The organism is Mesorhizobium zhangyense (assembly GCF_011045115.1).
Taxonomy (GTDB): domain Bacteria; phylum Pseudomonadota; class Alphaproteobacteria; order Rhizobiales; family Rhizobiaceae; genus Mesorhizobium_M; species Mesorhizobium_M zhangyense.
The window spans coordinates 54,148-66,603 of sequence record NZ_JAAKZG010000020.1; the positions used below are offsets into that span (position 1 = coordinate 54,148).

At 60.8% G+C, this 12,456-nt stretch carries 9 protein-coding genes; 4 read left to right on the plus strand and 5 right to left on the minus strand.

The genetic code is table 11. The features are described 5' to 3' along the window. Positions 1-62 precede the first annotated feature (62 nt). The 3 genes from G6N74_RS27765 to G6N74_RS27775 form a co-directional block, all read right to left on the minus strand. Positions 63-1,850, minus strand: coding sequence for a tetratricopeptide repeat protein (locus G6N74_RS27765; RefSeq protein WP_165121237.1), 1,788 nt, complete (start codon positions 1,848-1,850; stop codon positions 63-65). Positions 1,851-1,996: 146 nt separating this feature from the next. Continuing rightward, positions 1,997-3,658 carry a 2-isopropylmalate synthase gene (leuA, locus tag G6N74_RS27770; protein ID WP_165121243.1) on the minus strand — a complete coding sequence of 554 codons (1,662 nt, stop codon included), beginning with the start codon at positions 3,656-3,658 and terminating at the stop codon, positions 1,997-1,999. 519 nt (positions 3,659-4,177) lie between these two features. Beyond that, positions 4,178-4,447 (minus strand): hypothetical protein, encoded by a 270-nt coding sequence (locus tag G6N74_RS27775; protein WP_165121238.1) that lies wholly within the window; start codon positions 4,445-4,447, stop codon positions 4,178-4,180. A gap of 238 nt (positions 4,448-4,685) precedes the next feature. Between G6N74_RS27775 and G6N74_RS27780 the strand changes: the two genes are divergently transcribed. From G6N74_RS27780 to G6N74_RS27795, 4 genes are all read left to right on the plus strand, one after another. After that, positions 4,686-5,159 carry a VOC family protein gene (locus G6N74_RS27780; protein WP_197716840.1) on the plus strand — a complete coding sequence of 158 codons (474 nt, stop codon included), beginning with the start codon at positions 4,686-4,688 and terminating at the stop codon, positions 5,157-5,159. Between the two features lie 826 nt (positions 5,160-5,985). Then, entirely contained in the window at positions 5,986-6,885 is a 900-nt protein-coding gene (locus G6N74_RS27785; RefSeq protein WP_165121239.1) for a macro domain-containing protein, read from the plus strand. Continuing rightward, entirely contained in the window at positions 6,882-7,868 is a 987-nt protein-coding gene (locus G6N74_RS27790; RefSeq protein WP_165121240.1) for a DarT ssDNA thymidine ADP-ribosyltransferase family protein, read from the plus strand. Before G6N74_RS27785 ends, G6N74_RS27790 begins: the two co-directional genes overlap by 4 nt. 446 nt (positions 7,869-8,314) lie before the next feature. Next, positions 8,315-10,219 (plus strand): ABC transporter ATP-binding protein/permease, encoded by a 1,905-nt coding sequence (locus G6N74_RS27795; protein ID WP_165121244.1) that lies wholly within the window; start codon positions 8,315-8,317, stop codon positions 10,217-10,219. A 66-nt stretch (positions 10,220-10,285) separates the two neighbouring features. Here G6N74_RS27795 and G6N74_RS27800 read toward each other — a convergent pair whose 3' ends face one another. Together G6N74_RS27800 and G6N74_RS27805 are read right to left on the minus strand one after the other, a co-directional pair. Further along, a complete protein-coding gene (locus G6N74_RS27800) occupies positions 10,286-11,374 on the minus strand; it encodes an AbrB family protein (RefSeq protein ID WP_165121241.1) in 1,089 nt (362 codons plus the stop codon). Between the two features lie 83 nt (positions 11,375-11,457). Further along, the gene (locus G6N74_RS27805) at positions 11,458-12,366 is read right to left on the minus strand and encodes a cation diffusion facilitator family transporter (RefSeq protein WP_165121242.1); all 909 of its coding nucleotides are present in this window, start codon (positions 12,364-12,366) and stop codon (positions 11,458-11,460) included. Positions 12,367-12,456 lie beyond the last annotated feature (90 nt).

Here is a 12,456-nt window from a genome sequence, read left to right on the forward strand (position 1 = left end):
TTTTTTGCGGCGGCACTGCCGCTGCAAAAAGTGATTGTCGACGATCCGGGCGCTGCTTTGGTTCAGCTTGACCCGCCGAGCCCTGCCGCGCGCAGCGCATTGACGAGCTTTTCCGTCAGGTCGGCGGGATAGTTGGCTTTCTCGAACGTAGGACGTGGATCGGCGGCGAACTTGGGGAAATCGACGGCGAGTTCGGTTGCGATCGCCTTGGCCTGTTCGGTTTTGCCTGAGACACTGGCAGCTATCAGGCGCGCGGCCAGATAATGCGATTTTTTCGTTGCCGCTAATGATTCCGTGGCGCGTGCCGCCCGTTCCATGTCACCGGTCATGAGCTTGGCCAAGAAGAGCCCATAGTCCCACCACATTGGATGGGCGCTGGAGGCCTCGACGGCGTGCTCCATAATGGGCGCGCCGTCAGTGTAATTGCCTGAGAAGATCAGCGCATAGCCATAGGCGGCTGCCATGCTGAGATCATAGGTGTTGAGCTCATAGGCCTTGCGCATAAAGCGGATGGCTTCGGTCGGGTCGCCGACGCGCGAATTCAGGAAGCCGTAGGAGCGGTGGGCATAGGGGCTGGTTGGTCCGGTCAGGACACCGCGATGCGCCAGCGCCAGAGCCTGTTCGGCGGTTGCGCCGGGCGGGTAGGGGTGGTGGTCGGTGACTGCTTCCAGATGGAGAGAGGCCAGTTCGCTGTAGATCAGCGGCGATTTGGCATTTTCAGCCAGCAGTTGTTCGAAACAGCGATAGGCTTCCTCGTGTTTCTGCGGGGTCTGGTCGAGATAGTAATTGTCGTTGAGCAGCAGGCAGCGCGTGAGCCCGGTATCGGTATCGTTCTGGTCGATGAAGCCGTAAATCGCCCCGGAGACGGGTATCGTGGCGCTCAATATGTCGGCGATGCGGTCATCAAGCACCTTTGGATCGAGGTCCTCGGACGAAAGAGTACGGCTGACGAGGATTTTTCCGGTGCCGCTGTGCTGCAACTCGACCGCCACCGTTCCGTCCGATGTGCCCGGTGATACGTTGAAGACGAACTGGTTGGGATTGACGGGGCCTGCGCCGCCCGGAACATCCTTGGCGATGAAGTCGACGGTGTCGAAGCCGGAAAGCCCGGCCCGCAGCACCGTCGCGACCCGTGTTGCGTCGGCATCTTCCGAAGTGTTGGTGATGTAGACGGGCGGCAGGGCCTCGATCACGGACGATTTTGTGATGCTGCCGGTCTCGGTGAAAGAAGTGCCCGCCAGTGCTGCAACGTCATCCAGCGTTGCCGGCTCGGTTATGCGAAACACGAGGAAACCGAGCATGGCGATGATGACCGCCATGGCTCCCCAAAAGAACCAGAGGTGCCGCATGACCTGCGACGCTGGAGGCAAAGGCTGGGTGGCAGCGATGAAAGCCGGCGGCTGGCCGGCATCTGCCGGTGGTGTATCGGCCTGGATTTTCTGCGGTTGCGCAAGGACGATCGGCTCGTCCAGCGGTGGGATTTTCGGAGCGAGTTTTGCCTCGGCATCAAATGCGATTTCATAGGCGGGAACGTAGCTGCCGCGCGGAATGGTGATGCGGATGGGGTCGGCTGCGCCTTCGGTGGCGAAATACTGCCCCAGAAGCTCCCTCAGGCGGCCGGCTTGCACCCGGACCACGGCGTCAGCCGATGAATCGAAGCCGGCATCCCTGCCGAAGACGTCGACCGCGATCGCGAAGCCCTTCAGGCGGTCCGCACGGCCGGCCTGCTCCTGTTCGACCAGGTAGCGCAGCAGTTTGCGCGCGCGTTCCGAACGGCCAAAGGTCTCGCTGGCGAGAAGCTTCTCAAGCGTTTCGAGCACTGCGGGGGCAGCAGGCTTATTCTGGGGCAAGCGTCGGACCTTTTTTGAGAGCGGCGCCGTTATGGAACTCAATCATAGCGTGCTTGCGTCAACTCACAAGTACGCAGAATTCGGGATGCCTTCGCCTTGCCCGATATCCCCGGGCAAGGCGCGGCATGGTTAATTGCGGTGGACGATCACACCACGCGGTTGGCTGCCGACACCACGGCCTCGAGCGAGGCGGCGACGATGTTGGTGTTGATGCCGACACCGAAAATCCGCCCACCCGGATGCTCCATCTCCATGTAGCAGATGGCCGAAGCGTTGGAGCCGCGCTGGATCGAGTGCTCGGAATAGTCGAGCACCGACAAAGACACGCCAATATGGCGCGAAAGGGCATCGACGAAACCGTCGACCGGACCGTTGCCGGTGCCGGAAATCGTCACCTCCTTGCCCTGGTCGATAATCGTCGCCTCGACGATGCGCCGGCCCTTCACCTCGGTGTCCGGGAAGGTCTGGTGGTCGACGAATTTCAGCCGCGCGCCGGGCTGGTCGACATAGCGTTCGAGGAAACGCTCGTGGATGCGGTTCGACGAGACTTCCTTGCCTTCGGAGTCGGTGATCGCCTGGATGTCCTGGCTGAACTCGACCTGGAGCGGGCGCGGCAGATGCAGCCCATAGTCGGCCTGGAGCACATAGGCGATGCCGCCCTTGCCGGACTGCGAGTTGATGCGGATGATGGCCTCGTAGCTGCGGCCGACATCCTGCGGGTCGATCGGCAGATAGGGCACTTCCCACAACGGCTTGTTGGCGGTCTTGATCGCCTTCATGCCCTTGTTGATCGCGTCCTGATGCGATCCCGAAAACGCCGTATAGACCAGTTCGCCGACATAGGGGTGGCGCTCGGGAATCTTCAGCTGGTTCGAATACTCGTAGACGTCCTTCATGCGGTTGATGTCGGAGCAGTCCAGTTCCGGGTCGACGCCCTGCGTGAACATATTGAGGGCCAGCGTGACGATGTCGACATTGCCGGTGCGCTCGCCATTGCCGAACAGCGTGCCTTCGACGCGATCCGCACCGGCCAGCAGGCCGAGTTCGGTGGTGGCGATACCGGTGCCACGGTCGTTGTGCGGGTGCAGCGAGATGATCAGGTTCTCGCGGTTGTCGAGATGGCGGATCATCCACTCGATGCGGTCGGCATAGATGTTGGGCGTCGACATCTCGACCGTCGAGGGCAGGTTGATGATCAGCTTGTTCTCGGGCGTCGGCTTCACGATCTCAGTGACGGCGTTGCAGATTTCCAGCGCCACTTCCAGCTCGGTGCCGGTGAAGCTTTCGGGCGAATACTGGAAGCGGAAGTCGCCGCCGGCCTTTGCCGCCATGTCGGTGATCATCTTGGCGGCGTCGGTGGCGATCTGCTTGATGCCTGGGACATCCTTGGCGAAGACGACGCGGCGCTGCAACTCGCTGGTGGAGTTGTAGAAATGCACGATCGGCGTTTTCGCGCCCTGGAGCGCCTCGAAGGTGCGGGTGATCAGCTCGGGCCGGCACTGCACCAGCACCTGCAGGTCGACTTCGTCGGGCACCCCGCCTTCCTCTATGCACCAGCGGGCGAAGTCGAAATCGGTCTGCGAGGCCGAGGGAAAGCCGATCTCGATCTCCTTGAAACCCATGTCGACGAGCAGCTTGAACATGCGCACCTTGCGGTCGTGACCCATCGGGTCGATGAGCGCCTGGTTGCCGTCGCGCAGGTCGACCGAGCACCAGATCGGCGCCTTGTCGATGGATTTGGAGGGCCAGGTGCGGTCGTGCAGGTCGACCTTCTGGTAGGGTTCGTATTTGACGGAAGCGATGGGCATGCCGGCATGCCGGTCGGCAGCGGTTACGGGGGTGATCTTGGTCATTTTCGGTCTCGTTCTCTTGCCCGCCATGCGCGACGCTGCGCGCAACATTCAAGCGGTCTTAAATCAGAATTTCGGTTCTGTTGTGAAGAGCAAAAGGAGCAATGCCTCGGCGGCAATTCGACCGCCGGACGCTCCCTTAACGAGCCCGGCGATCGCCGATAAGAAGCAGCGTTGCCGAAAGCGCGCGAACGGTCTCGCCCGCGAAAGCGGACGGACGGGACACGGAATGGGGCGGACGCGAAGTCATGCGCGGGTTCATATAGCAGGGGCGGGTTTGGTGCAAGAGGGCGGCGTAGCAGCTTCATGTTCACCGCACCGGCTTTTTCATCCGGTCAACGTCAAAGAGCCGGGAAGCGAGCGCGAACGGGAACCAAATTCACCCGTTTGAGTTGCGCATTCGGCATCGCCGTAATCTAATGCTCGTGTTGACGTTGCCTGTGGTCGCAAGATCGGGAGGTTTTTATGGATCGACGACTATTTCTGACCGGAATACTTGGCCTTGTGGGAGGCGCTGCCTTGGTAAGTGTTGCCAGGCCAGCCAGTGCACTTGCCGGGATTCCGGACGGCAGTGGAATTCTCGATGAACTCAACGAGCCGGAGACGGCTGTCTTCGATGGTGACGACAGCCAGGCCGAGGTCGAGCTTGTCGACCATCGCCGATGGCACCGCAGGCACGATCGCAGACACAACCGCCGGCACCGGCGGCGTGTGTGGAGACGGGTGTGCCGCAGACACTGGCGTCATGGCCGGCGGATTACCCGCTGCTATCGCGAGCGTGTCTGGATCTGGGTTCGGTTTTAATCCCTAGCATCGAGAGAACCCCGGTACAGCCGGGGTTTTCCATGCCTGGAACCTGAGTTGCAGTCTGTCCGGCAGGCGCGTTTGGCGCGCCGCATGATTTTTTTGCGGTCTCTGTCGGGAAGGCCCATCCAGCTTCGTCCTTTGATCACAGCCCTGCGGGGCGGTCACGAAGGAGGAACACATGATGAAGGTCACCCAGCATCTCTGGTTCGAAAAGGACATGCAGGCCGCGGTCAACTTCTACACGTCGCTGATCCCCGGCTCGTCGGTCGAGTGGGTGTCGGCCATTCCGGCCGACAATCCCAGCGGGCCGGCCGGCAGCGTGCAGCTTGCCGGCTTCACCCTCGGCGACCAGCGCTACATGGCCATCGAAGCAGGGCCGCTCGACCCGTTCAACCACGCCTTCTCGATCATCGTCGAATGCGAGACCCAGGCCGAGATCGACCGGCTGTGGGACGCGCTGAAAGAGGGCGGCTCGATCGAACATTGCGGCTGGCTGCGCGACCGCTGGGGCCTCTCCTGGCAGATCACGCCGAAGCGGCTCGGCGAACTGATGAACGACCCCGACCCCGCCAAGGCCAAGCGCGTGACGGAAGCCATGCTCAAGATGATAAAATTCGATATTGCGGGACTGGAAGCGGCGGCGAAAGGCTGAGCGCGGCGTTTCTTCCTTCTCCCCTTGTGGGAGAAGGTGGATTGGCGCGCAGCGCCAAGACTGATGAGGGGTGTTGGAAGGAACCCCCAGCGTCTGTGATCCGTCCAACACCCCTCATCAGACCTCCCCTTCGGGTCGGCCACCTTCTCCCACAAGGGGAGAAGGGGAAGACGCACTTCATCATCGCCACGCCTGCTTTCGCATCTGGCCATTGTCAAAGAACGGGAAGCGGGGCGCTTGGCCGTGCCTTCCTAGTGTTTAGTACGTGGCGCGACTTCCGCGCCCCGCCGGCGATTTCTGTTCCCGCCCGTTCCGCTGCTCCCTGCCTTCATCCGTTTGCGAATGAAGGCAGGGCCTATGTGCTCGTCCAGCACGCGCGGGCCGTATTACCCGCAGGGGAACCCTCGGACGGAACCTCCCCGGGCTCGTCGCTACGTTTGCGACAAACCGGAAGCGCCGGTTCCTCCCCACAGATCACCGTCGCGACCGGTGTTCCCATGGGAAGAACTGAGGACAAGGGTAAGGGAGGTGGGAAGGAGGGGGATAAAATAAGGATGTTCGGGGAGCTAATATTTTGTTTTTAAAGCATTTTAATTTTCAGAGGGTAGAAAATTGTCCACGTGTTGCGAAACCTCAATACCTGAACGATACGTCTGAGGTTGTCTCTTGAGAAGGAATATCCCGCCAAAGGGTCCGAAAATGTGTGCGTTGCGGCGATTCTGGGGCTTTCCTGATTTTCATACGTCTTGCGTTCAGCTACCGTTACAGATAAGGTTCCTGTTTTGTTCTGAACGGGCTATAATTTCGCGCAACCTAGGGAGGTTCGATGCTGATTTACCGTCGGACGAGTTTGCTCGAGTCATCGGCTCAAACTCTCGTCAATACAGTCAATTGTGTAGGCGTAATGGGTAAAGGGATTGCTCGCGCTTTCAAGGAGCGCGAGCCTGAGATGTTCGGCGCTTACAAGCGCATATGCGATGAGAAGCTGCTTGAGCCGGGCAAACTCTGGCTTTGGAAGGGTTCAGACCAATGGGTGCTGAACTTCCCGACCAAAATTCATTGGCGCTATCCGTCTAAAATTGAGTGGATCGAAGCTGGCCTGGCAAAATTCGTAAGCAATTACTCGCGCTTCGGGATTCGAGAGATTTCATTTCCTCGTCTCGGCTGTGGTAACGGCGGCTTGGATTGGAACGAAGTCCGACCGGTGATGGAACGCTATCTCGCCGAATTGCCCATTCACGTCTATGTCCACGACTATACCGTTGACATCGGTCTCCCCGAGCACATGGAAGCCGTGGCCGGCGCTTTGCGCGGGAATGCGACGAATGTTGAGACTTTCGACTCATTTATCGAACTGCTGGGCCAAGCCGCCGGGTTGGCAGATTCCAAACTCCTCGATCTGGAAACGCATGAGCATCTGAAAGCTCATCTGGAAGATGGCAAACTTCACCTGCTACAAGGCAATCGGAGGTGGACCTTTGATGCTGATGACCTCTGGGGAGTTTGGATCGGCTTGCAGAAGGGTCTTCTGACGCAAGAAAAAGCTGGTTGGTCGGAACGCGAAGGTGGGCGCCATCTGTTGTCCCTGATGAGCCTATTGCCGCATGTTCGACCGGTTCAAATCCAGAAGTTCAATCGGTCGCCAGAACTCGCACTGGAACTCAACCCATCGACCCGGAGCGGACATTCGGTTCCTCCGCAGGCTGAGCCGATCGCGCTTCAATGACGTTAAGCGCTGCATTCGTCGACGAGCACATAACGAAGTGGGAAGCAGCGCTCACGCGACCAGCCTACCCATTCCGGTCCAAATGGCCGAGTCGCTTGTTTCATCATGCGCCGCTCGAAAACGCCGTTCGCATAATCATCGACGGAAACCTACGTTCGAGGAATGATCCAGCAAACCAGCGCGAACGTGATGTCGCGGCTGCGGGCGTGATCGATGCACGACAGCACGCACATGATTCTGTTCGGCTCTATTTTCGTCCGCGAAATCCAACTCAGTGGCACATAGAAGGAATTCGGAAGTCTGGTGAGTGCCAGTATGGCGAGGCGTCCCACGCGCCGGTGCTGATTATGCTTGTTTTCGAAGCGCGCCGAGTGCTTTCCCTTCCTGATGTAAAATTTTGCGACCGCAATATGCAGTTGGGTGCAGCAGAGCCGCACGACACTGAAGAGCACTTCTCCGCGATTCCGTTTGACAAGGTGTATCACATGGGCGGGACCGGCGGCGACGCGTCGATCGTCCAGCATCGTTGTGCCGAAGTGCTGGTCCCGTCGCCGCTTCTGCTCGATGGGTCGCTTCAGTGGATTTACTGTCGGACTAGCGCGGAAAAGGCGACATTGCTGCACCACCTTGGAGTGTATGGAGCGCAATGGGCGCCGCGGATTCTCGTTTCGGACGACCTTCTCGTTTTTGAGCGTAATTACGTTTTTGTCGAAGATGTTTCGTTAAGCCGGCGCGGCGTTAGCTTTCGGCTCAACCCAAGGCGAGATTTGCAGACTGTCGATGTTCGCATATCGGCGATCGATAAGGACGGCAATCAAGCGATTCAATTTCGAAACAACTCAATGTCTGCGACGCCACCGCGTCCTAGCACTGGTTGGATATACGAATCCGAACTTGCCGACGGGCAATATCTGGTCGACGTGTTTCTTGAGGGGCATTTGGCGTTCAGGAGTTTCCTGTCCGTCGGCACAGGGCTGTTCTAAACGGCAAGTACGGTCAGAACTGGCTACGATCTTGACAAACATACTTTCAGGCATACCCGAGGCGGATTGACGCGACTTGCGCAGCGCGAGTTCGCTTCCAGAGCAGTCTAGCAGGCATAAGCGTTACGCGCGCCCGGGTTCTTGGCTGAAGGGGGACCGTGAGCCAACTCCCCCCCAACAATCGCAACGGAAACTTCACCATCCGGCGCGATCATCGCACTTATGGATGTGACGGCAAAAGCACAGTGCCGCATGGATGATCCTCCGCCCCTCGAAGGTGTGATCGACAAAAGCGTTTGCAAACGATCAAGTCGTGTTACCCTGTGTAACAAAAATAATAACCGGGGTTGGAGCAAGTGATTCGGGTACACTGGCCACGACTGATATTGACGGACAGATGGCGCCGCCGTCCTGCAAGGCCGCCGCCGCTCACGCCTGTCTCCTCGATGCGCGGCTTCTGGGGCCTCATGAAGGCCTATTGGTTCTCGGATCGCTGGATGGAAGCCTGGGGGCTGACGCTGGCGATCACTCTTCTCACGGCCGTTTCCAGCAAAACCAGCGTCTGGATGGCCGAAGCTTCGGGCGAGCTCGTCAATTCGATCGCCTATTTCCACGCTACCGACAATGAGGCGCCGCTCGCCACGCTGTTTACCAGCGCCGGCATCCTGCTCGCTCTCGTTCTGGTCAAGGATGCGGGCTTCACCGGCATCAGGCACCTGTTTTCCACGACGTTGCATCGCAAGTGGCGCGGCTGGCTCGACGGCCGGTTCAACGAAGCCCTGCTCGATGGCAACCACACGCATTTCCATCTCCAGCACGGTGCCGGCAAGCAGGCCGCCTACGCGCCGATCGCGCCCGACAATATCGACCAGCGCGTGCAGGAATCGATCAAGGGCATGACCGGCGGAGCCATCGGGCTCGCCATGGGCGTCATGGGCGTGGTCATGTCGCTGTTGTTCGTCGGCCAGAAACTGCTCGAGACCTCGACGCAGGTGAAGGGGCTGGAGTTCCTCGGCGATTATGGCAGCGCCGTGCTGGCCTTCGTTGCGGTCGTCACCTATGTGCCGCTCAACACCTATATCGCCGTCAAGCTCGGCCGCATGCTGGAACGGCTGACGCTGAAGATACAGCAGGCCGAAGGCAGCTATCGCGGTGAATTGACGACTTTCCTGCGCCGCAGCTTCCATGTTGCCGCCTCCGGCAGCGAGCGCGTGCAGAAGCAGGTCAACAACCGGCTCTACAAGGATATCGACTGGACCTGGGGCCGGCTGAACAGGATCAACGCGGCCTATATGTCGTTCGAGCTGGTGTATAATTTCATCGCCGCGCGCTTCGTCGCCTACGGCCCGGGCCTCATCCCCTACATCAACAGCAATATCAGCCTGAAGGGCTATGTCACCGGCGCGGAACTGGTCAATTCGCTGATCCAGCAGTGCTCGTGGTTCATCCACGTCATGCCCGACATCGCCTCGCTCAAGGCCAATGCGCGGCGCGTGACCGATCTGGCGGTGGCGATCGAGAATGTGCAGAAGCCGAGCGAGTTCTACGCGCTCACCGGCCAGTCCGACTTCCAGTATGGCAGCCAGCATTCGGTGTTCGGCCTGACCGTGCAGAACCTGGCGCTGATGCACCAGGGCGACGACGCGCTGCCTTTCCTGACGGCGCCGAACCTGCGCTTCCGCCGCGGCGAGTGGACCTATATGCGCGGTGCTTCCGGCAGCGGCAAGACCTGCCTGATGAAGGCGATCAACGGGCTGTGGCCTTATGGCCGCGGCGATGTCGTCTTCCCCGAGGGCGTGAAGAGCTTCTATGCCGCGCAGGAAGTGAAGCTGCCGCAGGTCTCGCTCAAGCAGCTCGTGTGCCTGCCCGGCAGCCCTGACGAGCATTCCGACGCGCGCGTGGCGTCGGCGCTGCACAAGGCAGGGCTTGGCGAATTCATCGAATATCTCGGCGAGGAGACGCGCGAGGGCAAGCTGTGGGACCAGGTGCTTTCGGGCGGGCAGAAGCAGAAGCTGGTGCTTTCGCGCATCCTGCTGCAACAGCCCGGCCTGCTGTTCCTCGACGAGGCGACGGGTGCGCTCGACCCTGCCGCCAAGATCGCCTTCCACCAGGCCATCGAGGACAATTGCCCCGGCGTGACCGTCATCAGCGTCATGCATGAAGTGACGCCGCCGAAATCGGCGACGGGCGCGGAGTTCTACGACAGCGTGCTGACGCTTTCCGACGGCGTAGCGTCAAAGAAGGCGCTGACCAGCCTGCCGCTGGAGATCACGACGATCCTCGCCAAGGCCGAGCAGCCGGTCGAAGAGGCGCGGCCTGTGTTCCCGCGCATCCGGCTGCGGACGAAATAGCGCATGACCCCGAAAAGTTGCAGACTTTTCGGACAGGATCATGCGCCAGAATAAAACGGCACGGCGCTATTCCTTCACCAGCCGCGCCACCGTCCTTGCGATGGCCGGGCCGAACAGCAGCACGAACATGAAGCGTGCCGTCTGCAGCGCCATGACGAAGGAAATGTCCACATTGTTGGAGGCAGCGGCGATGATCGCCACCGAATCCATGCCGCCGGGGCTGGTCGCCAGATAGGCCGTCAGCGGGTCGATGCCGAGATAGTGGCTGAGCATCCAGGCAAGCGCGCCGCAAAAGGCCATCAGCGCCAGCACGGAGAATATGATTTGCGGCAGCGCCCGGGCGGCGTGGCGCAGGATCGTGCGGTTGAAGTTGAGGCCGATGGTCCAGCCGACAGCCGCATAGCTGATTGCCAGCAGCCATTCCGGCAGCTGGAAGCTGACGTAGCCGGTGAGGTGCAGGGCAACACCCAGTATCATCGAGCCCAGAAAATAGGGCGAGGGCAGGCGCAGCAGGCGCCCAACCAGTCCGCCGACGACGGCGATGCCGAGTGTCGACAGGAAGGGCTGCCAGTCGATCGCCGGGAACCAGTCGATCTCCGGCAAGACTACGCCTGACGTGTCGACCCACAGCCGTGCGATGACCGCGGCTGCAACCGAAACGAAGATGACGCGCACATATTGCATGAAGGCGACGAGGCGCGCATCGGCGCCGAAGGCGCCGGCCATCAGCACCATGGCGGTGGAGGCGCCGGGCGCGGTGCCCCAGACGGCGGTGGTGCCGGGAAGCACCTTCCAGCGGCTGATAAGCCAGCCGAGAAAGCTCGAAGCCACCAGCGTCGCGATGACCGTGCCCATGAATAGCGGCCAATCCCGGAGGAAGAAGGTGAGGATCTCGAGCTCGACCGAGGCGGCGATGAGGCAGCCGATGATGGCCTGCGCGGAAAAGAACAGCGGTTGCGGCAGGCGCACGGTGGCGCCATTGGTGCCGGCGAGAATGCCCGCGAACATCGGGCCGAGCAGCAGTGCGGCAGGCAGGCCGGCCAATTCCAGAAGGCCGGCGAAGAACAGCGAAACGAGAAGGATGAGGCCCCATTGCATGCCCGGCGCCATGCGAGCCAGCGGCTCGGGTGTTGGCGGTCGGACTGGCGCTTCCATAGGCTCACTTTCAACGAGGCCGTGAGAGCCTCTTTCTGACGCCCGTCCTGAACAGGCCGGGCCTTCTTACGCGATTCCCGCGTTTACGCGAAAGGCACCGCGGCAGTTCCGATCGGCAGCTTGGCTTCGTCGTCGGGCTCGACATGAATGGTGATGCGCACCGACGGGATTTGGGCCTTCAGCGCCTCCTCGATGCGGTCGCAGATGACGTGGCTTTCGCCGACGCTCATCTCCTTGTCGACGACGAGGTGGAACTCGATGAAGATGGCGCGGCCGGCGATACGGGTCTTCAGATCGTGGACTTCGAGCGCGCCTTTCGAATTCGCGGAGATGATGTCGCGGATATGCATGTGCTCGTCGGTGTCGACGGCGCGGTCCATCAGGCCGTTGAGCGACGAGCCGATGACATGCCAGCCCTGCCACAGGATGTTGAGCGCGACGATGACGGCGAGCGCGGGATCGAGGATGGTCCAGCCGGTCAGGACTGCGCCAACGAGGCCGGCAATGACGCCGACCGAGGTCACGACGTCGGTCATGATGTGCTGGCCGTCCGCCAGCAGCGCGGGCGATTTCTCGCGCCGTCCGGTGCGGATCAGCAGAAACGCCCAGCCGGCATTGATGGCAGCGGCAAGGCCGTTGACGGCAAGACCCTGCCAAGGCTGTTCCATGGGGGCGGGCACCTGCCAGGCAAACCAGACCTCGCGCAGGATGAGCAGCGCCGCAAGAACGATCAGCACGCCTTCCAGCACGGCGGAAAAATACTCAGCCTTGTGATGCCCGAACGGGTGGTCCTGGTCGGCCGGCTTATGGCTGACGCGGATCGCCCACAAGGCGGCGGCGGCGGCAATGACATTGACCACGGATTCCAGCGCGTCGGAATACAGCGCCACCGAACCCGTCATGCGATAGGCCAGATATTTCAGCCCCATCACGCCGAGCGCGATGATGATCGACCAGAAGGCGAGGCGTTCGATCTTTTGCTTGGAGGTCATGCTGTATCCACGGCGCACTCTCCCCCCTTGAGGGGGAGATGGCGCGAAGCGCCAGAGGGGGTCGTTGCGGCAGTGCTCGGCGCAAATGAA